This window comes from Rhodoferax sp. GW822-FHT04A08 (genome assembly GCF_058801025.1).
The window spans coordinates 93401-116656 of the sequence record NZ_JBXAMW010000012.1; the positions used below are offsets into that span (position 1 = coordinate 93401).

Genomic DNA, 23256 nt, shown 5'->3' on the forward strand with positions numbered 1-23256 from the left:
AAAGGCAGATGGATTCAAAAGGTGGGGCGCAATGTGTTGTTGAGCCCCCAGCAAGGTGCTGGCATTGCGGGCAACTGAAGCGCCGCAATGCCCGTATTGTCGCACGTTGCGGGCACGAGCGCTTGCAAACACGTTTGCGGCCTGCGCATCTGTGGCTGCGAGAGGGCCGGCTTGTAAATTATTGTGAAAGCCCGAGCGGCTGGTCTAGTCACTGCTGCAGCGTGCTGACAAAATGTCTTCACGATGAGCAAATTCAAGTTGCGCCGTTTGGGCGTCTCCCACGATTCCGGATTTCACCAGCCCACATTGCAGGACTGCCTGGAAGCGGTGCTGGAGCAGAGTGAGCCGTTGATGGACGATGTGCTGACTGGCCTCGACGCTTCCCTGAACCCAGTCATGGGCCAGACAGCCACCATCAAGGACGCCGCAACCCGCGAAGCCATTGCCGCCTTATGCAAGCGGGCCGCGCAAGTCCGGCCCTCCTACGCTGCTCATTTGCGGCAAATGGTCATGGGCGGCGGCAGCCAAGTGCAGCCCGGTCGCCAGGCCATGCATTTCGATGACTTCCAGTTTCTGGACTCCGCGCAACTCGATGCCAACATCGAAGCCGCGCACAGCCTGCAGTCGGTGATGATGGCCGTGGAGGAGGTGCTGCCCAGATTCAACGCCATGATGAGCAATTTGATGGGGTGGTCCACTGTGCAGGCCCAGCTCAATCCGCTCAGGCCCGAAGCCTTCAGCGCGGCATTGCGCGCTTGCCTGGAGGAGTTCATTGGTGAGCCAGCCATCCGCTCGCGCATGATTGGCGTCGCATCCGGCCTGCTGGGGCAGAGTCTGAGCCGCCTGTATCGCGAGGTGATCGAGTGGCTGCGTTCTCAGGGAGTGGAGCCGGTGCATATGACTTCGGTCAAGACTGCCGGTCTGTGGAACCCGAAAAAATCCCAGGACAGCACCGTGACGCGCACCATGCTGACGCTGGACAAACTGCGGCGTCTGCTCTGTGGCGAGCTCGATCCCCATCCTGTGCCCGATGATCGCGTCGATTTCGCGGCCACCATTCCGGCCTCGCTGGAAGCGCTGCAGGACCTGAAGCTGGTTGAGCCCATGATGAAGCGCCTGTCCGATCGCGCCGTCAAAACCCAGGCCAGCCGGACGAAGGCGGCGCCCATGCCGGTGGTGGATATGTTGGACCCTGCCAGTGAACAGACACAGCGCAGGCATCTGGGTGAGCAACTGGGGCGGGAGGTCGTGTTGCTCATGCTGGAGAACCTGATGAAGGACCGCCGCCTGTTGCCGCAGGTGCGTGCCAGCTTGCAGGCACTGGAGCCGGTGCTGATTGAGCTGTCGCAGAACGACGGCCGTTTTTTCAGCGAGCGTCACCATCCGGCACGCCAATTTCTGGACCGCATGACCCATCGCAGCCTGGCCTTCGCCAATGAAGTAGCACCTGGCTACGCGGCCTTCCAGAAGACATTCGACAATGCGGTGCGTGTGCTCTCCACCGCGGCGGCCGAAGCCGCCTCTTTTGCCCGCATTCTGCGCAAGATCGAAGAGGACTGGTCGCAGGAAGAGGGAGGGCGCCAGCAGCGCGCGGCAGAAGCGGCGCGCGGTTTGTTGCGAGCGGAGCAGCGCAATTTGCTGGCGCGTAACCACAGCAAGCAATTTGCCGAGCGCATGGCAAACATGCAGGTGCCGCATTTTGTGACGGCCTTTGTGCGCGGACCCTGGGCGCAGGTGGTGGCCGAAGCCCAACTCAATCTCACCGATGGATCCGTCGATCCGGGCGGTTATCAGGCCCTGGTGGACGAGTTGCTCTGGAGTGTTCAACCGCAGTTGATACGGAACAACCCCGGGCGATTGCTGGCAACGGTGCCTGAGATGCTGGTGACCTTGCGCAGGGGCCTGGGCCTGATTTCATTTCCGCAGGAGCGCATGTCTTCGTTCTTCGACGCGTTGATCTCCTTCCACGAAAAGGTTCTGGACGGTGCAGACGCGGCCAAGGCAGCAGGCTCGGACGATGCAGCCGTGCCGGCGGCCAAGAAGGTGCCGGAGGACGTGTCCGACAGTTTCTGGATGGCAGCGCCCGAAGTGGCCGACTCCGGCTACATGGATGCTGCAGCACTGCGCACCGCTTCTTCAGACGGCGCAATCGCAAATCTGGAGGGGGCCGACCGGCGCGTATGGCAGGTGGACCGCCTCACGACCGGTGCCTGGGTCGATTTGATGGTGGGTGACGACTGGGTGCGGGCGCAGCTCACCTGGGCCAGCCCGCAGCGCACCTTGTTCCTGTTCATTTCCGGCAAAGGCACCACCCATTCCATGTCGCGCCACACCCTGGACAAGCTCAAGGAAGCTGGCCGCATCCGTCTGGTGACGGATGCCCGTGTGATGGACCGCGCACTGGATGCCGTGGCACAGGCCGCCATGGATAACGAACTGCGCACCAAGTCCGGAAAAGAAGGCGAATAAGCGGGCGTCGCGGGGCATTTGACCCCGCGCAGTCGATAATGCAGGTTTTACGTTCTCCAAACACACTGCATCGCAATGGCCCAATACGTTTTCTCCATGAACCGCGTCGGCAAGATCGTGCCGCCCAAGCGCCACATTCTCAAAGACATCTCTCTTTCCTTCTTCCCGGGTGCCAAGATCGGTGTGCTGGGAACCAACGGTTCGGGCAAGTCCACCCTGCTCAAGATCATGGCCGGCATCGACAAGGAAATCGAAGGCGAAGCCATTCCCATGACGGGCCTGAACATCGGCTACCTGCCGCAGGAGCCGCAACTGGACCCGACCCAGACCGTGCGTGAAGCGGTGGAATCCGGCATGGGCAAGGTCTTTGCCGCCAAGGCACGCCTGGAGGAGGTCTATACCGCCTACGGCGCCGAAGATGCGGACTTTGACGCGCTGGCCGCCGAACAGGCCGAGCTCGAAGCCATCATCGCCACAGCGGGCACCGACTCCGAGCACCAGCTGGAAATCGCCGCCGACGCATTGCGTCTGCCTCCCTGGGAAGCCAACATTGGTGTGCTGTCCGGTGGTGAGAAGCGCCGCGTCGCCTTGTGCCGCCTGCTGCTGTCCAAGCCCGACATGCTGCTGCTCGACGAACCGACCAACCACTTGGACGCCGAATCGGTGGACTGGCTGGAGCAGTTCCTGCAGCGCTACTCCGGCACGGTGGTGGCCATCACCCATGATCGCTACTTCCTGGACAACGCCGCCGAATGGATTCTGGAACTGGACCGGGGCTCCGGCATTCCCTACAAGGGCAACTATTCCGACTGGCTGCAACAGAAGCAAGCCCGTCTGGAAGCCGAACAAAAGGGTGAAGAGGCCCGTGCCAAGGCCCTGAAGAAGGAACTGGAATGGTCGCGCCAGAACCCCAAGGCGCGCCAGGCCAAGAGCAAGGCCCGTCTGGCCCGCTTTGAGGAACTAAGCGACTACGAATACCAGAAGCGCAACGAAACCAACGAAATCTTCATCCCCGTGGCGGACCGCCTGGGCCATGAGGTGATCGAGTTCGTGAACGTGTCCAAGTCCTTTGGCGACCGGCTTTTGATCGACAACCTGAGCTTCAAGATTCCCGCTGGCGCCATCGTCGGCATCATCGGCCCCAACGGCGCCGGCAAGTCGACCTTGTTCAAGCTGATTGCCGGCAAGGAAAAGGCCGATTCGGGTGAAGTCAAGATCGGCCAGACCGTGAAAATGGCCTTCGTGGACCAGCACCGCGATGACCTCTCCAACGAAAAAACCGTGTGGGAAGACGTCTCCGGCGGTCTGGACATCCTCAATGTGGGCAAGTTCCAGATGGCCAGCCGCGCGTATTGCGGTCGCTTCAACTTCAACGGCTCCGACCAACAGAAGAAGGTGGGCATGCTCTCCGGCGGTGAGCGCGGACGCCTGCATCTGGCCAAGACGCTGATTGCCGGTGGCAACGTGCTGATGCTCGATGAACCTTCCAACGATCTGGATGTGGAAACCCTGCGCGCCCTGGAAGACGCCTTGCTGGAATTCGCCGGCACCATGCTGGTGATCAGCCATGACCGCTGGTTCCTGGACCGTATCGCGACCCACATCCTGGCCGCCGAAGGCGACAGCCAATGGACCTTCTTCGACGGCAACTACCAGGAGTACGAAGCCGACAAGAAGAAGCGTCTGGGCGAAGAGGGCGCCAAGCCCAAGCGCATGCGCTACAAGGCGCTCAAATAATCTTGCGCTGCTAACACGTGCCAGCCGAGCCTAGCCAAGTCTCCAGCGGTGGTGCAGCCCGCGGGCTGGAGATTTATCGCAAGACGGTGCAGCAGGCCTCAGCGGATGGTTCGGTGCTGTTGGGCAAGATCATTGCCCTGGCCCGTCAGATCTTGCAGACGCAGGAAGCGGCATCGCGCGACCTGGGCGATCGACAGGCCATTGCCGAATCGGCCCAGATGCTGCGCAAACACGAACCTGCTTTGTGCAGTGCCTATCCGGGAGCGTTGCTCAGGGCCTTTTCCAGGCAGGACAACGCCAAACAGGCATCGGCTACGTCCGTCTCCGAGGTGCAGTTTGACCAGTTGGAGCTGATGGACGAAACCCAGGTGCTCAGCACCGTGGCAATCGCACGCGTCTTGCAGGTTGTGAGGCTCGCCGCAGAGACCAGTCTTGCCGACCTGGATCGGCTGATCTGCAGCGTGCTGGGCATGGATCGGGTGCGCGTCGAGGCCAACGTTCTGCGGCCCGAGTCCTACGTGCGGGCGCTGCAGGAGGTGGTGGAGGAGACACGGGTTCCTGCGGCCATGCGGGCGCAGTGGTTCAACGCAATGGCTGCTGCGCTGGGGCAGGAGCTGCGCTTGCTCTACACCGCTCTATGCGCCCAGTTGCGCAAGGAAGGCGTGGTTTCCGTGGCCTATGCCGTGCCCAATGTGCGGTCCGGGGGCAGAGGGGCGGCGACGGTGCCGGGCGGTGCTGTTGATGGCGGCCAGAAGCCTGCGGCTGGCATCGGTGCGCAGCCCGGTGGTTCGGGACCTTCCGCGCAGGGCGTTGGCAGCGACTCCGCGTTGCTGACGCTGGACAAGTTGCGCAAGCTGCTGGCTGGCGAATCGATATCCAGCCAGCCCGCCGGCCGTGTGGAGCAGTTTGCCGAGCAGTTTTCCAGGCAATTCGAAGATGATGACCTTGCGGCGGCCAATTCCCCGAATAACGGATTTGAGTCCACCGTTCCAGCTGCACTGGAAGCCCTGACCGAGATGAAGCAGGTCGAGCGGGTGGTGCAAAGCCTGGAACAGCGCCGCGAAATCAACGGCAATCAGCCGCAGCCGCAGGCCCATACGCTGGAAGGTCAACGGCTGGCGTTGCGCAGAAGCGCTAAGGATCTGGCGCAGGCGCTGAGCCTGGAAGTCGTGACGCTCATGGTGGACAACATGGCGCATGATCCGCATTTGTTGGAGCCGGTACGTGAGGTGATTCGCAATCTGGAGCCGGCGTTGTTACGTCTGGCCTTGGTGGACATGCGCTTCTTCAGCGACAAGCACCATCCGGCGCGGCACCTATTGCAGGAAGTGAGCCAGCGCAGCATGGCCTTCGATTCCATCCATGCGCCAGGCTTCGAGACCTTTTACAAGGGCCTGCAGGACACCTTGGGACCTCTGTTTCTGGCCCCTATAGAGAGCGCCGAAGTATTCGAGTGCAAGTTGGCGGATTTGCAGCAGGAGTGGAAACAAGATGCGCACACCACCGAGCGCGACCATCTGGCTGCGGTCGAGGTGCTGAGCCATGCCGAAGCGCGCAATTTGCTGGCCGAAAAGATCGCACGTGGCATTGAAGGCCATTCCGCTGCGGCACAAGTGCCTGCAATCGTGATGGACTTCCTGTGCGGCCCATGGTCCCAGGTGGTCGCGCAGGCGCGCATCAAGCAGGGAGCGGGCTCTGCCGCTGCCGAAAAGTTCGAGGGCTTGATTCCCGCGATGCTGTGGAGCGCGCATCCCGAACTGGCTCGCGCCAATCCGGCCAAACTGACGCGTCTGGTGCCACGGCTGGTGATTTCGCTGCGCGAAGGCTTGCAGACCATCCAGTACCCGGACGCGCGTACCGATGCATTTTTGGAGTCGCTGATGACCATTCATCAGCAGGCATTCCGACCTGCTTCTACTGCACCGGTGACAGAGCCTGAGGCATCCTCCCAGCGCAGCCGGCTGCCAGATGACGGAGACCCCTGGATTGCGCCACAGGAAGCCCAAGCCTCCAATTTTGTGGGGCTGACGGAGATTTCGCTGGCGTCGGAGCCGTCCTTCGAGCCGCTGTTGCCCGAAATGAATATCGTGCCGGAACAGGCTGCTTTGGCAGAGGTGGACATGCCGCTGGGTTCATGGGTGGAATTGAAGGTGAACGAAGAATGGGTCCGCATCCAGTTGACTTGGGCCAGCCCCCATGGCACCTTGTACTTGTTCACCGGTGCCTATGGCAATACCCAGTCCATGTCCAGGCGATTGCGTGACAAATTGCTGTCATCCGGCAAGATGCGGCTGCTCGTGGGGCAGGCGTTTGTGGAAGGTGCTTTGGACGCCGTGGCGCAGACTGCCATACGCAACAGTGTGGGGAGCGTGGAATAGCAGGGTTGGTGATTCCTGGGTCGTTGGGATTGGATAAATACATTGTGGGGACACTGATTTGGACTACCGATTGGTAGATATTTTTGTGTACGCCGCCATCCCTCCGGTTGGCGTGGCCTTGCTGTTGGCGCTGGTATGGCTGGTGCGCAACATCCGACGCGGCAAGACGTTCGATGTACGCCAGCAGATAGAGCAATTTCGCGGTCCCCTGCTGGTAACCCTGGTGTGCGTGCTGCTGGGCGTGGGCTTGTCGGTACGCTACGCAATGAATGCCCGCAATTCCATTGTGGACGAGGCGAATCGGCGGTTTGGCCAGCAGGTCGAGTTGCTTGACGGCAATATCCAGGACCAGGTTGCCAGCCTCAGCCAGATGCTGCATGGCGTGCGCGGGCTGTTTCTGACCAGGAACAACATCACCCGGGAGGAATTCCGGAATTTTGTACTCAACAATGATTTGCGCCGCGGCTATATCGGGGCACGAGGGCTGGGCTACATAGCCCGCATAGGGCGCGCAGACCTGGCCGACTTCGTTGCCTTGCAGCGCAGATCCGGTTGGACCGATTTTGAGGTGAAAACCTCGGGTGATCAGGCCGAGCTCTTCGTTGTCAAAGCGGTGGAGCCGGCAGACCTCAATCAGGGTGCACTTGGATTTGACATAGGCTTTGAGCCCAGGCGCCGCGCCGCAGCCGAAGCCGCCATGCGCACGGGCGGCGAAGTGTTCTCCCCGCGCATTGCCCTGATACAGGACGGCCGCAAGCGTCCCGCATTTCTTTTCCTGGTGCCGGTGTATGGAAGTGCGGATGTACCCAAGGACGAAGCCACGCGCGTGCAGACGCTACGGGGCTGGGCCTATGCGCCTCTGGTGTTTTCCGAGCTGATGGCCAATGGCCAGGAGTCTGCGTCATCGATGACCAACTTCCAGCTGTACGACGGCCCCCAGTTGAATGCCGAGTCGTTGGTCTATGACAGCGAAATGCCCTCTGGCCAGGTCGACCTGCCTGAAAGTCTGGTGCGCCACATGCACAGCATGTTCTCGGTGGTACGCCCGGTGCTGATTGCCGACAAGGTGTTCTATTTGCGTGCCAACTCCACGCCAGTCTTTGAGGCCAATTTGCATCTGGAAGAACCTTTGCACGGAGCCTTGCTGGGGTCGGGGCTGAGCGTGCTGGTGGCCACGGTGCTGTGGCTGCTGATGGTGGGACGGTCGCGTGCAATTCTTCTTGCGCAAAGCCTGACCCAGGACCTGGACCGACTGGCCATGGTTGCCCGGCGGACTTTTGATGCCGTGTACTTTGCCGACACCGAGTGGCGCATTACCTGGGTCAACGAGGGCTTTACCCGCATGACCGGCTTCGCACCAGAAGAGGCATTGGGCAAGCGCCCCAGCCAGTTGCTGCACAGCCCGAAGGAAGACCCATCCAAGCCGGGCATCATCGATAGTCTGGTGGAGTCCGGTGAGCGGACCAAAATCCGGGTGCTGCAGCGAAACAAGCAAGGGCAGGACTACTGGATTGATCTGGAAATCATGCCGGTGCTGGATGAGCAGGGCAAGATCACCGGTTACCTGTCGGTACAAAGCGACATTACCGAGCAGGTGTTGGCGAAGGCCGATCTGCAACTGGAAAAGGAGCGTGCGGAGAATATCCTGACGGGTACCAACGTGGGCACCTGGGAAAGCAATCTGCAGACCGGCGAGCAGCGATGGAATGAGCGCTGGGGCGCGATGATGGGCTTCTCCAAGGCAGAAGTGGTACCCGACGCCGACACCTTCTGGCAGCAGCGCCTGCACCCCCTGGATCAGGCGCGCATCAATCACGCCATGGCGGACTGCATTCTGGGCGTTACGGACGGCTACTCGTGCGACGTACGGGTGCAGCGCAAAGACGGCAGCTGGATGTGGATACTCAGCCGCGCCAAGGTCATGTCCCGTTCGCCGAATGGCCGCGTCGAATGGATTGGCGGCATCCACACGGACATCACGGAAATCAAGCAGGTGGAAATCAATCTGCGGGATGCCGAAGCCTTTCTGGACCGGGCTGGTCGAATTGCCAACGTGGGTGCCTGGCAGCTGGATCTGGCCACCCGGGAGGTGCACTTCAGTCCGCAGACCTGCGCCATCCATGGTCTGGACGCGGATTTCCAGCCCACGGAAGAAGTTGCACTGAGCTTCTATCCCGAGGCTGACCGCCAGCGGCTGCGCGAAGTCATGCTGCTGGCCGGACGCGACGGCACACCCTGGGACCTGGTGCTGGAGTTCCGCACCGCCCAAGGAGAACAGCGCTGGGTGCGCGTCTTTGGCGAGGTCGTGTTCGGAGAGACCGGGCCGGCACGTCTGGTGGGCGCGATGCAGGACGTCACCAAGGACCATTTGGCTCAGCGGGAAGTGGAAAGAAGCGGCGCCTTGCTGCGCGGCGCAATAGAGGCCATTGACGAAGCCTTTGTGCTCTTTGATCCGCAAGACCGGTTGGTGCTTTGCAATGACAAGTACCGTGATCTGTACGCCCTTTCGGCGGATTTGATCGTGGAGGGCACCAGCTTCGAAACCATTGTGCGTGTGGGCGCTGAGCGCGGGCAAAACACCGAAGCCGTGGGTCGCGTGGATGAATGGGTGGCTGAGCGCATGGCGCTGCATCGGATGGAGCACTCCACCTCGGAGCAAAGGCTTAGCGATGGCCGCTGGCTCAAGGTGGTGGAGCGGCGCATGGCCGACGGACACCATGTGGGTTTCCGTATCGACATCACCGAGCTCAAGCTCGCGACCGCTGCTGCGGAACTCACCAGCGCACAACGTGGTGAAGAGCAAAGGCGCATGCAAAGCATTCTGGAAGGCACCCAGGTCGGCACCTGGGAGTGGAACGTCCAGACCGGCGAGAACATCTACAACGAGCAGTATGTGCAGATGCTGGGCTACACATTGCAGGAATTGCCGCCCCTCATCCGGGATGACTGGTCGCGCCTGGTGCATCCCGACGACTTGGCTTCTTCTCGGCAAAAACTGCAGGAGCATCTGCTCGGAGCACGTGCCAGCTACGACGCCGAGCTGCGCATGCGCCACAAACAGGGACATTGGGTGTGGGTGTTGTCCAAGGGCAAACTCACCAGCCGATCCGAGGACGGAAAGCCGTTGTGGGTGTACGGAACGCATATGGACATCACGGAGCGCAAGCTGGCCGAGCGGCAGTTGGCGCACACCATGGCCATGCTGCAAAACGTGCTGGACTCGGCCACGGCCGTAGGTGTGATCGCCCTGGGGCAGGACCAGCTCATCAGCGTGTTCAACCGGGGGGCAGAGAATCTGCTGGGTTTTGCTGCGGCGGAGGTCATTGACCTGCAAAGTGCAAGCATCTTCTTTGACGCGGCCGAACTTAGTGCCCTGCGTGAAACCCTGGAGTTGATCTGGGGTCGCGAGCCTGATGCAGTGGAAGTGTTCGCACACGTGCTCGACATCCGTGACGAGCAGGAGTGGACCCTGGTGCGCAAAGATGGGTCCCGCTTCAAGGCCAGTCTGATCTTTTCGCAGATGCGCGATGCCCAGGGCGTGCAGGTGGGGCACCTGGCCATGGTGTACGACATCTCCAAGCAGAAGGAATACGAATCGTCCCTGCGCAAGGCTACGCTGCTGGCGGAGCAGTCCAGCACCGCCAAGAGCCAGTTCCTGGCCAACATGAGCCACGAAATCCGCACGCCCATGAACGCCATCCTGGGCATGTTGCAGTTGCTGCGCAATACCGAGTTGAGCGTCAGGCAGAAGGACTACGCCGAAAAGGCCGCCGGGGCCGCACGTTCCCTGTTGGGGCTATTGAACGACATTCTGGACTTCTCCAAGGTGGAAGCCGGCAAGATGCAGCTCAACCCGGAGCCCTTCGTGTTGGAGGAATTGCTGTCGGACCTGTCCGTCATCCTGTCGGCCAATTTGGGGGCCAAAGAGGTGGACCTGCTGTTCGACATCGATCCCACGATTCCGAACGAGCTCATTGGCGACACCATGCGTCTCAAGCAGGTTCTCATCAATCTGGGCGGCAATGCGGTGAAGTTCACGGAGCAGGGTCAGGTGGTCATCCGCTGGAAGTTGCTGACCCAGGAGCTCGGTTCGGTTCGCATAGGGATAGAGGTGGTCGATACCGGCATCGGCATTGCGCCGGAAAATCAGTCGCGCATTTTCGATGCGTTTACGCAGGCCGAATCGGACACCACACGCCGCTTTGGCGGAACCGGACTGGGGCTGGTCATCTCCACCCGACTGATACGCCTGATGGGCGGTGAGCTGAAGCTCCAGAGTGAACTGAACAAGGGTAGTACCTTCAGTTTTGTCATGCAGCTCGCAACGGTCGAGCCCGCACTGCTTGCGCTCCCGCAAGCCGCTCTTGCAATCACGCCGGATGCCAAGCGTGTGCTGCTGGTCGATGACAACCCAATGGCCTTGACCATCAGCGCCGCGATGATGCGCTCGCTGGGGTGGGTGGTCGAGCAGGCTTCATCCGGTGCCGAGGCGATTGGCATGCTGGGTGCGCATTTGCAGCAGGGCGCCGTCGCCCTGGATGCCATGGTGGTGGATTCGCAGATGCCGGATATGGATGGATGGGAAACACTCAGGAATGCCCGACGCCTTTGTGCGGGGCACCCGGTTCCCCGCATGGTGTTGATGGTGCGTCACAGCCGCGAATCCTTTGACGAAGGCAGTGACCGCGAATCGCAATTGGCCGACGGTGTATTGGTCAAGCCGCTGACGGCCGCCATGTTCGCCAAGGCCCTGGCAAGAGCGCGTCATCTTCCTGAGGCCTCTTCGGATGCCACTGCCGTGCACGCCAACCGACTGGCTGGCATGCGCGTGTTGCTGGTCGAAGACAACGCCATCAACCAGCAGGTGGCGCAGGAGCTCCTGCGCTCCGAAGGTGCGCACGTCGAAGTGGCCGACAACGGCGCATTGGGTGTGGCCGCGGTGCGTCAGGCCAAACCGGGCTTCGACATCGTGCTGATGGACCTGCAGATGCCGGTGATGGACGGGCTTGCCGCCACCCGGGTTCTGCGTGCCGACGCCCGGTTTGCCAAGCTTCCCATCGTGGCCATGACCGCCAACGCCATGGACTCGGACCGCGATGAGTGTCTTGCAGTGGGAATGAATGACCATGTGGGCAAGCCCTTTGACTTGAACCAGTTGGTACAGACACTGGTGGCGCAAACGCTCTGGACACCGGTCATGCATGCGGTCGCGGCCGCACCTGTACCGGTGCAGAGGCGTGCTACCGGCGACGCCTGGCCGTCGGAGATGGATGTGGACAAGGCGCTGGTGCGTATGGGCGGCAATGCAGATCTTTTGCGACGCTCGCTGACCGCCTTTGCGGCCGACGCCCGGATATTGCCGCAACGGCTGGAGCAATGGACGGCGCAGGCGGATTGGAAGGCACTCAAACGCGAGCTGCATTCGCTCAAAGGCCTGTCGGCGACGGTGGGGCTGGACGAACTGTCGGCTCTCGCCGCAGCGGCAGAAAAACAGGTGTACCCAACCAGCCTGGCCCCAGGCTTTGCACAGGCGTGTGACGCCCTGCAGAAACGGCTAAGTCAGACGCTTGGGGCGCTGGACGCCGCCATTGCGCTCTGGCACACCGCTGCCATTGTGTCTGCGCCGGCAGCTTCCCCGGCCTGGGAGCAGGCAACGCTCACACAACTGCGCGAGCTGCTGCTTGCGTTGCGGGCATCCGATATGGCCTCCATGGAGTTGCATGCCCAGTTGCGCCAACAATTGAATGAAGCCCATGCCGATTCCCTGGCAGCACTCGATGAAGCCATGGCGGAGTTGGACTTCGACACTGCAGCGACTGCCTGCGAGACGCTGCTGCAACAGATTGCCCCCCACGTATCCGACACTGCTTCCACATGACCCTGCCCAACCCGCACACCGTTGCGCCCCGCTCCTTGAAGGTACTGGTGGCCGAGGACAACATCATCAACCAGCGTGTGGTGGTGGGTTTGCTGACCCAGCTCGGCCATACCGGCATGGTGGTGAAGGATGGCGAGAAGGCGCTCAAGTGCCTGGCCAAGATGAAGGTGGACGTGGTGCTGATGGACGTCATGATGCCTGTCATGGATGGACTGGAAGCGCTGGCGGCCATACGTGCGCAGGAGGCCGTGACGGGTGCTCACCTACCCATCATCATGGCAACCTCCCACGATGAGCCGGGCGAGGCCTTGCGCTACCAGAAGGCAGGAGCCGATGGCTATCTGTGCAAGCCGCTGGACCTGGATCGGCTGCAGGCGGAAATCACGCGCGTGCTGTCCAGGCGTTAGGCAAAGGCAATTTGGCACGTAGTTTGCATTCCTTCTTGGATACAAGAAGGGGTGTTCAAAAATGGTGCCTTTGTGTGAGCAACCAGACAATGCAACGCCGGTGATCCCGGATTGCGCTGCCATAGCGTTGCATCAGGGTGCATGTAACCCGAACTCCCTCTGTGTTAACGGTCTCATCGTCAAACTGTAGGAGTTCTTCATGTCACACGCCAACGGTACGCAGCAATACCTTCACGCGGATACCTCCAGACGCAAACTGCTCAAGACCGCGGCGACCGCAGGCGCATTGGGCGCCCTCGGTATGCCTGCCATCGTGCGGGCGCAGGGCGTCAAGGTGCGCATTGGCTTCTGGCCGGTCGCAGCCGGGCTTCCTTTTTTTGCCGCCATTGAGAAGGGCTACTTCAGAGAGGCCGGCCTGGATGTGGAAGCGCTGAAGTTTGCGGGTGCGCAGCAGGTGATGGAGGCCATGCTGTCCGGGCGCAGCGATGGCAGCTCCAACGGGACGGGTTCCGCCAACCTGGCCATCGGAGAGATTGCGCAGCCAGGCCTGTTCAAGATCTTTGCCACCAACCCGAGCAATGCCAAGCATGTGCTGGACGAGTTCATCGTGCCCAAGGACAGCCCGGTCAAGGCCGTGTCCGAACTCAAGGGCAAGAAGGTCGCGTCCGGTCCCGGCATCCAGAATGTGACCCTGTGCAAGACCATGCTGGAGCGCGCCGGTGCCTCGGGCGCCACGGTCATGGAGTTGCCCATTGGGCAGCATGTGGCAGCGCTGGTGGCTGGTCAGGTGGATGCCTGCTACACGCTGGAGCCCACCGGTACGGTGGGGCGCATGAATGGCACCGCGCGGGTGATTGAAGCCGGCGTAGTGGCCCACTACATCCTGGGCGACCCCATGGCTCCCTGGCATGGCGGATCGGCCAGCCTGACTTCGGAGTTCATCAAGAAGAGCCCGGACGTGGCCAAGAAATACATCGCAGCCTATGCACGCGGCATTGAATTGGTGCGCACCAAACCGGATGAAGCGCGCCAATACATGAAAGGCTACACCGCCATCGAAGGCCCGCTCACCAGCGAGGTGCCGTTGGCGTCCTACATGCTCTACAACGAGTTCAAGCCTGCCGACGTGGCCTACTTCCAGAAGTTCTACGACCTGTTTACGGAGAAGGGAATCTTCGAGCGAAAGGTCGCGGTCGAAGGTCTGCTCTACAAGGCCTGACTATGTCTACCCGGATATTGCCCAAGCCATCCAGATGGGAAGGGTTCATTCCCTTCATCGGCCCGATCGTGTTGTTCATCATCTGGGACCTGGTGGTGCGCTTCGGTCTCATCAAGGCCATCTTATTGCCCAGTCCCTTTGCCACGATTTTCACCATGGTGACGGGGCTGGCTGGCGGACCGCTGCTGGCCGACTTTGGTGTGACCGTCATGCGAACACTGGAAGCTTTTTTGATCGCGGCGGTGGTCGGTATGCCACTGGGTGTCTTGCTGGGAAGCAACGAGAAGGCCTACCGCAGTGTGGAGTTCCTCATCGACTTCTTTCGTTCAACGCCGTCTTCCGCATTGATCCCGCTGTTCCTCCTGATATTTGGCGTATCCGACGTCAACAAAGTGGCCATTGCGGCATTTGGTGCGCTGCTCATCGTGGTGTTCAACAGCGCATACGGCGTCATCAATGCACGCAAACAGCGCGTCATGGCAGCCAAGGTCATGGGCGCCTCGCGCTGGCAGGTATTCAAGGATGTGCTGATATGGGAGAGCCTGCAGCCGTCTTTCGTAGGCCTGCGCTCGGCAGTGTCGATGGCGCTGGTGATTGTCATTGTTGCCGAGATGTTCATTGGTTCCGACTCGGGGCTGGGCCACCGCATCATCGATGCGCAGCAGGTGCTCAACGTCAAGAGCATGTACGCAGCCATTCTGGCCGCGGGGGCCCTGGGATACGCCCTGAATATTTTGTTCTTGGTTGCAGAACGCAAGATCGTGCACTGGAGTGGGAGGTAAGCCATGGAAGTTCTCAACGCAGCCGTGGTCGCCGATGTGCCCACGCCACCCTTCCAACCCGGACCCGCCGGAACCCACATCACGATTCGCGGCCTGACCAAGTATTTTGCCGGCTGGCCCTTGTATGAAAACTTCGATCTGAACATTCCAAAGCACAAGATCGTTTCGGTCTTCGGGCCCAACGGCTGCGGCAAGAGCACGCTCATCAACATGATCGCGGGCTTGATCCCCATGGACTCCGGCGAAATTCTTTTCGATGGCAAAAGCCTGAAGGACACCAAGATCGGCTACGTCTTCCAGAACTACCGCGAGGCCCTGTTCCCCTGGATGCGCACCATCGACAACATCGCCTATCCGCTCAAACTCGAAGGCAAGCCCAAGGCGGAAGTGGATAGGCGCATGGCCGAGCTGGTGGCGTCATTCGACGTCAAGTTCGATCTGAACCGCTACCCTTATGAACTCTCCGGCGGACAGCAGCAGACCGCGTCCATCATGCGGGCCCTTGCGCCCAAGCCCGAGGTGCTGTTTCTGGACGAGCCTTTCTCCGCACTGGACTTCGAGATGACCTTGTTCATCCGGGAGAAATTGCAGGAGGTCTTCATGCAGACTGGCACCACCATGCTGCTGGTGTCGCATGATTTGGAGGAGGCGGTGTATCTGGCCGACGAAGTGCTGCTGCTGACCAAACGACCGACCAAGGTGGCCGAGATACTCCGGTACGACGATCCGCGTCCGCGTACGCTGGCCACATTGAGTGAACCCAGCTTTGTGGGCATGAAGAAACTGAGCCTGGAAATCTTCCAGCGCGAAGTGCGTCGGTGACTACGCCCTTGCCAGGCCGCTCGCTTACAGCGGGTGCTCCGCGTAGAACTTGCCGCCGTGATAGAGCAGGGGAGATGCACCGGCCAGCGTCGTGCAACGCTCCACCTCGCCGACAAAGATCACGTGGTCGCCTTCCTCGTAGCGGCTGCGGTTGAAGCATTCAAACGTGGCTGCCGCGCCTTCGATCAGGGGTGCACCGGCAGCGCCCAGGTGGTACTTCACACCGGCAAAGCGGTCTACATCTTTTGCGGCGAACTGGCGCGCCAGTTCCTGCTGATCCGCACTCAGGATGTTGATGGCGTAATGTGAGCCGGTGCTGAAGGCGGCCATGGAACCCGCAGTTTGCGACAGGCTCCACAAAACCAGCGGCGGCGACATCGAAACCGAGTTGAACGAGTTGGCCGTCAGGCCCACCAGACTGCCGTCAGGGGCACGTCCGGTTACTACTGTGACGCCCGTGGCAAACATGCCCAGGGCGGTACGGAACTCGGCTTTGGAAAAAGTAGGGGGCTTGGCCTTTTGGGGCCGGACGGAAGACAACATGCGGGGAATTTAACTCAGATTGATTGGGGCACGCCACGGAGAGGTTTTTCTTCTCCTTTGCGATGTCTTCCCTGTGGCGCTGTTTGTAAGTTCCCACTGCCCCGCCCTTACCCAGACGGGGGTAAGGGCAAGATTGGCGCAGTTGAAGCGCAAGCGTTGAATCAGTGCCCCAAAATCTTGGAGAGAAAGTCCCGGCTGCGGTCGCTCTGCGGGTTGTTGAAGAAGTCGTGCGGGTTGTTCTGCTCCACGATCTGGCCCTGGTCCATGAAGATCACACGGTCGGCCACGGCTTTGGCAAAGCCCATTTCGTGTGTGACGCATAGCATGGTGATGCCCTGGTTGGCCATCTCGATCATCACGTCCAGCACTTCCTTGATCATCTCCGGGTCCAGCGCCGACGTGGGCTCGTCAAACAGCATGATCTTGGGCTTGAGGCACAGCGCGCGGGCAATCGCCACACGCTGCTGCTGGCCACCCGAGAGCTGCAGCGGGTACTTGCTGGCCTGGTTGGCAATGCGCACGCGCTCCAGTTGCGCCATGGCGCGTTCTTCGGCTTCCTTCTTGGGCATCTTGCCTACCCACATCGGGGACAGCGTGAGGTTTTCCAGCACCGTGAGATGGGGGAACAGGTTGAACTGCTGGAACACCATGCCGACTTTCTTGCGCACATCGTCAATGGCCTTGACGTCGTCAGTGAGCTCCACACCGTCCACGGTGAGGTGGCCTTGCTGGTGCTCTTCCAGGCGGTTGATGCAGCGGATCAGGGTCGACTTGCCTGAGCCCGATGGGCCGCAAACCACGATGCGCTCGCCGGTCTTGACCTGCAGGTCGATGTCACGCAGCACGTGAAAACTGTTGCCATACCATTTGTTGACTTTGTCGAAGGTAATGATGTGTTCTGACATGGTGAATCCTTAGCGCAGCTTGCTTTTGTTGACCTGCTTTTCAATCCAGATGCTGTAGCGCGACATGGAGAAGCAGAAAATGAAATAGATCAGGGCGATGAAGAGGTAGCCCTCGATCTTGAATGGTCGCCAGTTGGCATCCGAGTTCAGCGCCATGCTCATGGCGCCGGTAAGCTCATACAGGCTCACGATGGTGACCAGCGAGGTGTCCTTGAAGGTGGAAATGAAGTTGTTCATGACGCCGGGCACCACCATGGCCAGCGCCTGGGGCAACACGATTTTGCGCTGCGTCTGCCAGTAGCTCAGGCCCAGTGTGGCCGCTGCCTCCACCTGCCCCTTGGGCACCGCCTGCAGGCCACCGCGTATGACTTCGGCCATGTAGGCCGCGGCAAACAGGGTAATGCCGGCCAGCACCCGCACCAGCACATCAATGCTGAAGCCTTGCGGCATGAGCAGGGGGAACATGAACGACGCCATGAACAGCACCGAGATCAGCGGCACGCCGCGAATCAGCTCCACATAGATGGTGCACACGCTGCGGATGGCGGGCAGCTTGGAGCGGCGGCCCAGCGCGATCACCAGCGCAATCGGGAAGGCCATGGACATCGACAGGGATGCCAGCAACAGCGTCAGCGGCAAGCCACCCCAGCGGTCCGTATCCACACGTGAGAGGCCCAGAACGCCGCCATACATCACCGTGAAGAAGAAGGCCAGCACGCCAATCCACAGCGCCGCCAGCCAGGGTTTCCAGAACGCGCGCATGCAACTGGCCACCAGCAGTCCCAGAAGCGCCAGCGCGGATACCAGTGGCCGCCATTGTTCTTCAAACGGATAACGGCCGAAGATGATGATGCGGTACTTCTCTGCCACCACGCCCCAGCAGGCCCCTGCGGCCGCGTGGCAGGCATCGTAGTCCTTGGCCCAGACGGCGTTGATGAAGGCCCAGTTGATGAAGCGGGGCACGATGGCCAGCAGTACTAGACCGATGATGATGGTGCCTATCGACGTGGGCAGGTTGGCAAACAGGTTGAATTTGATCCAGGCGGCCAGCCCCTCGGTCTTGACCGGGGCGGGGCGTGGTGCAATAGGTTGAAAAATGGTTGCAGTCATGGCGAGCCCCTAGCGTTCCCTGATGGCCGAACGGTTGTTGTACCAGTTCATGCTGATGGATGTGAACAGCGAGGTGCTCAAGTACACCAGCATGATCACGGCAATGCATTCCACCGCCCGCCCGGTCTGGTTGATGGCCGTGTTGGAAATGGACACCACATCCGGATAGCCAATGGCCACCGCCAGGGAGGAGTTCTTGGTCAGGTTGAGGAACTGGTTGGTTACCGGTGGGATGATCACGCGCAGTGCCTGCGGCAGCGTCACCAGTCGCATGGTCTGGCCGCGGCTCAGACCCAATGCTGCCGCTGCTTCCGACTGGCCCAAGGCCACCGACTGGATGCCTCCGCGCACCACCTCTGCCACAAAGGCGGCGGTGTAGACGGTCAGGCCCAACAGCACCGAGAGAAACTCTGGTGTCAGCGCTCCACCGTTTTCAATGGCGAATTCGCCCTTGACCGGCATGTTGAACTCCATGGGCGCACCGCCTACGATCCAGCCCACCACACCAAAGCCGATGACGATACCTACGGGCACCCAGAACAGGCTCTTGGGCACACCGGTCTTCTCAAACGACCGGATGGCGTAACTTCGGTAGAACAACGCAACCACAATCGCCACTGCCATGCCGATGACCGCATACAACTGGCCCGTACCCCATACCGGAACCGGAAAATTCAGGCCGCCCTTGCTCAAGTAAAGCGGTCCCAGCACCAGCGGCTCAGCGGATTCGGGTAGCACTTCGGTAAACATCAGATACCACATGAGCAACTGCAGCAGCACCGGAATGTTGCGGAAGAACTCCACGTAGCACACGCAAATGCCACGTACCAGCGCATTGCGGGAGAAGCGCCCCACGCCGATTAGCGTACCCAGAATGGTGGTCAGGATGATGCCCAGGATGGCAACCCTGAGCGTGTTGGAAAAGCCGATGAGGTAGGCCTTCCAGTACGGGTCGGCGGAGTCATAGGCGAACAGGCTCTCGCCGATGTCAAAGCCGGCGCCGCCCAGCATGAAGTCCCAGCCGCTCTGGATGCCGCGGGCATTCATGTTGACTTTGGTGTTGTGTGCCAGGTAGAGCACCACAGCGACGATGACTGCCACGGTGACCAACTGGTAGATCAGGCCGCGGAATGCCTGACTACGCCAGGACCAGGGCTGTTTGGGTGGTTTGTGGGAAGTGGACATGGGTTGTTGTAAAGGGTGGATCCAAATACAAAGACAAAGGGGCAGAGTCACAGGTGTGTTTCTGCCCCCCGGGGATATGCCAAGGCCGCTGGCCCTGTGCGTGTGGGTGAATTAGCGCAAGGGTGGTGCGTACTGGACGCCGCCCTTGTTCCACAGGTTGTTCAGGCCACGCGGTAATTGCAGGGCCGATTTGGGACCTACGTTGCGTTCGAATATTTCACCGTAGTTGCCCGTGGTCTTGATGGCACGTGCCAGCCATTCCTTGTCGAGACCCAGCAGCTTGCCGGTGTCTTCAGTGGATCCCAGCAAGCGGCCCACGATGGGGTCTTTGCTGTTGGCCTTCTGCTCGTCAACGTTGGCTGCGGTCACACCGTATTCTTCGGCTTCCAGCAGACCGTAGATGGTCCATTTGACAATAGCGGTCCACTCGTCATCGCCACGGCGCACCATGGGACCCAGGGGCTCTTTGGAGATCAGGTCCGGCAAGATCACATGGTCGGCGGGATTCTTGGCAACCTTGTTGCGGGTAGAGGCTAGGCCGGATGCGTCGGTGGTGTAGGCCACGCAACGACCGGAGAAGTAGGCGCCTTCCGCAGCTTCCAGTTTTTCAAACACCACAGGCTTGATGCCCAGGCCGGAGGCCTTGGAGAAGTCGGTCAGATTCTTCTCGGTCGTGGTGCCGGACTGCACGCAAACGGTTTGGCCCTTAAGCTGTTTGGCACTCTTGATCTTGCTCTTGACCGTAACCATGAAGCCCTGGCCATCGTAGTAAGTCACGGCTGTCTGGCTCAGGCCCAGGGACGCATCGCGGGTCAGGGTGAATGTGGTGTTGCGCGACAGGATGTCAACTTCGCCGGATTGCAGCGCGGTGAAGCGGGCCTGTGCATTCAGCGGGACGTACTTCACCTTTTCGCCGTCTCCCAGGGTGGCTGCAGCCACCGCGCGGCAGATATCCACATCGAGACCGGTCCACTTGCCACCAGAATCAGCAGCACCGAAACCAGCCAGACCGGTGTTTACGCCGCAAATCACTTGCCCGCGCGCCTTGATGGCGTCCAGGGTCTTGCCGGCAAACGCCGGGCTGGCAACCAAAGTACCCATGGTGGCCACAATGGCAGCAACGATCTTCAGTGATTTCATAGTCATGTAGTAATACTCCTGTGTTGACTAATGTTTCGACGCGGCACCTCTGGGTGCACCAACGAGGTGAATGTAGCGGCATGTTACTTGCCCTACGCTCAGGGTTTACTCTTGAAAATTATGCAAAATAGTTATGAGCTAATTTGTCGCAAACTCTTGGTAAATTTCCAAAAGCAGAAAACATGCCATACGCCATCCACATTGGAAAATCCGAATGACCAGCCACTCACTGTTTGACACCGCCGCCCCTGAGTCCTTGGGCTTTGTGCCCGCACGCCTGCAACGCATCGACGCCATGTTGTCGGATGCTTCCAATCGAAGACACCTGCCGGGTGCGGTGGCGATGGTGGTACGTCGTGGTAAGGTGGTGCTCCAAAGCAGCGTAGGCATGCAGGATGCGAACACCGGCACTGCCATGTCGCCGGACTCGCTGTTTCGCATCTATTCCATGACCAAACCGATTGTCTCGGTAGCGGTGATGATGCTCGCCGAGCAAGGGCGGGTTTTGTTGGGCGATCCGATCTGGAAGTACCTGCCCGAATTCACGGACGTGCAGGTGGTTTCGCTGGTGGATGGGCAACCCGTCAAGCACAGGCCGCGCATTGCACCGACGGTGCAGGACTTGCTGCGCCATACCTCCGGGCTGACCTACGAGATTTTAGGAACCGAGCCGGTGCAGCAGCTGTATGCACAAGCCGACCTGTGGTCGCGCAAGAAGACCAATCGTGAGTTCTCCCAGGTGCTTTCCACCCTGCCGCTGATGTTCGAGCCGGGCACCACCTTCGGCTACAGCCGTGCAACCGACTTGCTGGGCAGCCTGATCGAAGCCGTGACTGGGCAGACGCTGGGAGCGTTCCTGCAACAGAACATCCTAGATCCCCTGGGCATGGCGGACACTGTCTTCCATGTGGAGCCGACGCAGCAACACCGCATTGCGGAGCCGTTCGCCGTGTGCCCCGATACGGGCGCGCCTGTGGAACTCATTGATATTCGCCAACCCTATCCCATGGAATCCGGTGGCGCTGGCCTAGTGTCCACCGTGGGCGACTACGCCCGCTTCCTGCAGTGCCTGCAGAATGGTGGCGAACTGCAGGGGCAACGCATTCTCATGCCCAACACGGTGCGCAACATGACTACGGACCACCTGGGGCAGATGGCCCAGCACTTCACTCAGCGTTCGGGCTACATGCTGGCACAGGGCGTGGGCTTCGGCTTGGGCTTTTCCGTCAAACTGCAGGACGGGCTGGATCCGCAACCGGGTTCAGCCGGCCTGTACAGCTGGGGTGGCATTGGTGGAACCACCTTCTTCGTGGACCCAGCCAAGGAGCTGTTTGCGATTCTGCTGACCCAGGCACCCAACCAGCGTGACATCTATCGCCCGAGGTTTCGGGCCATGGTGTACGCCGCGTTGCTGGATTAGATGGCCACGTAGCGCCCCTTGCGGTGGTTGAGGGCCAGGGTCTGGTTGAGCATCACGGCGCCCAGAATGGACAGGGCAATATGCCACCAGTCGGTCACGGCAAAAGCCAGCGCCACGATGGCGCAGTCCAGCCCCATCTGTATGAAGCCTGCACGCCAGCCGTAGCGCTCCTGCAGATACAGTGCCAGCACATTGAAGCCGCCCAGGCTGGCCTGGTGCCGGAACAGGATCAGCATGCCAGTGCCCATGAGCAGACCACCGGCCACACTGGCAAACACGGGGTTGATGGCGCCCAGGGAAATCCACTGCGGCAGCAGGTTGCTGATGCTCGCCAGCAGGGCCACCGACACAAAGGTCTTGAGGGTGAATACCCTGCCCATGCGCTGGAAGGCAAGACCGTAGAAGGGCAAGTTGATGAGGAAGAACACCAGCCCGAAGTTCCAGCCGGTGGCGTAATGGATCAGGAACGCAACGCCCGCCGTGCCGCCGGTCAGCAGTCCGGTGCGACCGAACATCACCACGCCCAGTGCGACGAACAGGGTGCCGGTGATCAGGGCCTGCACATCCTCATGGGGACGGTGGCGCAGGTCGGCGGGGGCGTCCTGCATCAGGCTGTAACAGCCGTGTTGGCCGGCACTTCCGGCGCGCCCGCCGATGAGCCACAAGTGCCTCCACCGCAGCCATGGATCTGTTCGGCAGGTAGAGCGGATGGTTGACTCATTTCACCCGTGGCTGGATCAAAGCCGGCAGAACGCAAATGCAGGGCCAGCCCGGCATCCATGCTTTGCACATGGTTGACGAACCACAGGCCCAGCTCGTGTGCCATCTGGCGCACCAGGTCCAGTTCGCCTTGCAGTCCACGCTTGCCGCCTTCACGCATCACCTGCAGGATGATGTTGTGCTGGGTTGCGTGGCAGTTCTCTGCGGAAAAACCGGTGGCCTGCATCCACTGGTCCTCACGGTCGAAATGCTCCTGGGTGTGGTCTATCAGTTCAGCCCAGCGGGACAGAAGCGTCTCATCGGGCGCTTCCACGGCCGCCGCCAGCAGGGCGATAAATTCTTCGTGGGTGTCGTCCATCATCGGCATATCCAACGCCAGGGTGGGTGTCCATTGCATGGTCTTACGGTCCGCGGTTGCTTGCATATGTGCTTCTCCAAAACTGAGGAGGTGACTTTACGTGGTCTGCCGGCGCCAGACCTTGATGCAGGTCACGTGCACTGAGCAATCGGCCGCTTGGGCCGACGGATAATGATCGGCTGT

General features: G+C 60.6%; 16 protein-coding genes. 9 read left to right on the forward strand and 7 right to left on the reverse strand.

Going from position 1 to position 23256, the window contains the following annotated elements:
• Window positions 1-243: 243 nt before the first annotated feature.
• The 8 genes from AC1RMF_RS20195 (at window position 244) to AC1RMF_RS20230 (ending at window position 15692) form a co-directional block, all read left to right on the forward strand.
• Window positions 244-2469, forward strand: coding sequence for a DUF1631 family protein (locus AC1RMF_RS20195; RefSeq protein WP_493143858.1), 2226 nt, complete (start codon window positions 244-246; stop codon window positions 2467-2469).
• Window positions 2470-2544: 75 nt separating this feature from the next.
• Window positions 2545-4206 (forward strand): energy-dependent translational throttle protein EttA, encoded by a 1662-nt coding sequence (gene ettA, locus AC1RMF_RS20200; RefSeq protein WP_493143860.1) that lies wholly within the window; start codon window positions 2545-2547, stop codon window positions 4204-4206.
• Window positions 4207-4223: 17 nt separating this feature from the next.
• Entirely contained in the window at window positions 4224-6584 is a 2361-nt protein-coding gene (locus tag AC1RMF_RS20205) for a DUF1631 family protein (protein ID WP_493143862.1), read from the forward strand.
• A gap of 58 nt (window positions 6585-6642) precedes the next feature.
• Window positions 6643-12462 (forward strand): PAS domain S-box protein, encoded by a 5820-nt coding sequence (locus tag AC1RMF_RS20210; RefSeq protein WP_493143864.1) that lies wholly within the window; start codon window positions 6643-6645, stop codon window positions 12460-12462.
• Complete coding sequence (locus tag AC1RMF_RS20215; protein ID WP_493143866.1) at window positions 12459-12869, forward strand: response regulator; 411 nt, start codon at window positions 12459-12461, stop codon at window positions 12867-12869. Before AC1RMF_RS20210 ends, AC1RMF_RS20215 begins: the two co-directional genes overlap by 4 nt.
• Window positions 12870-13068: 199 nt before the next feature.
• Window positions 13069-14088, forward strand: a complete 1020-nt coding sequence (locus AC1RMF_RS20220; RefSeq protein ID WP_493143868.1) for an ABC transporter substrate-binding protein — start codon at window positions 13069-13071, stop codon at window positions 14086-14088.
• 2 nt (window positions 14089-14090) lie between these two features.
• Entirely contained in the window at window positions 14091-14870 is a 780-nt protein-coding gene (locus AC1RMF_RS20225) for an ABC transporter permease (protein WP_493143870.1), read from the forward strand.
• 3 nt (window positions 14871-14873) lie between these two features.
• A complete protein-coding gene (locus AC1RMF_RS20230) occupies window positions 14874-15692 on the forward strand; it encodes an ABC transporter ATP-binding protein (RefSeq protein ID WP_493143872.1) in 819 nt (272 codons plus the stop codon).
• A gap of 24 nt (window positions 15693-15716) precedes the next feature.
• Here AC1RMF_RS20230 and AC1RMF_RS20235 read toward each other — a convergent pair whose 3' ends face one another.
• The 5 genes from AC1RMF_RS20235 to AC1RMF_RS20255 form a co-directional block, all read right to left on the reverse strand.
• Complete coding sequence (locus AC1RMF_RS20235) at window positions 15717-16235, reverse strand: flavin reductase family protein (protein WP_342618275.1); 519 nt, start codon at window positions 16233-16235, stop codon at window positions 15717-15719.
• 161 nt (window positions 16236-16396) lie between these two features.
• Window positions 16397-17140, reverse strand: coding sequence for an amino acid ABC transporter ATP-binding protein (locus AC1RMF_RS20240; protein WP_342618274.1), 744 nt, complete (start codon window positions 17138-17140; stop codon window positions 16397-16399).
• Between the two features lie 9 nt (window positions 17141-17149).
• Window positions 17150-18250, reverse strand: coding sequence for an amino acid ABC transporter permease (locus AC1RMF_RS20245; protein ID WP_342618273.1), 1101 nt, complete (start codon window positions 18248-18250; stop codon window positions 17150-17152).
• Between the two features lie 9 nt (window positions 18251-18259).
• A complete protein-coding gene (locus tag AC1RMF_RS20250; protein WP_342618272.1) occupies window positions 18260-19435 on the reverse strand; it encodes an amino acid ABC transporter permease in 1176 nt (391 codons plus the stop codon).
• A 111-nt stretch (window positions 19436-19546) separates the two neighbouring features.
• On the reverse strand, window positions 19547-20575 hold the full coding sequence (locus AC1RMF_RS20255) for an amino acid ABC transporter substrate-binding protein (protein WP_446738065.1): 1029 nt from the start codon (window positions 20573-20575) through the stop codon (window positions 19547-19549).
• A gap of 214 nt (window positions 20576-20789) precedes the next feature.
• Here AC1RMF_RS20255 and AC1RMF_RS20260 point away from each other — a divergent pair, with 214 nt between their 5' ends.
• On the forward strand, window positions 20790-21995 hold the full coding sequence (locus AC1RMF_RS20260; RefSeq protein WP_493143875.1) for a serine hydrolase domain-containing protein: 1206 nt from the start codon (window positions 20790-20792) through the stop codon (window positions 21993-21995).
• On the opposite strand, the gene AC1RMF_RS20265 is transcribed toward AC1RMF_RS20260, so the two are convergent.
• On the reverse strand, window positions 21992-22603 hold the full coding sequence (locus AC1RMF_RS20265; protein WP_342618268.1) for a YitT family protein: 612 nt from the start codon (window positions 22601-22603) through the stop codon (window positions 21992-21994). The two genes, AC1RMF_RS20260 and AC1RMF_RS20265, sit on opposite strands and share 4 nt — an antisense overlap.
• Window positions 22603-23139: a hemerythrin domain-containing protein gene (locus tag AC1RMF_RS20270; RefSeq protein ID WP_342618267.1), complete on the reverse strand. Its 537-nt coding sequence runs from the start codon at window positions 23137-23139 to the stop codon at window positions 22603-22605. The genes AC1RMF_RS20265 and AC1RMF_RS20270 overlap by 1 nt, the downstream gene beginning before the upstream one ends.
• Window positions 23140-23256 lie beyond the last annotated feature (117 nt).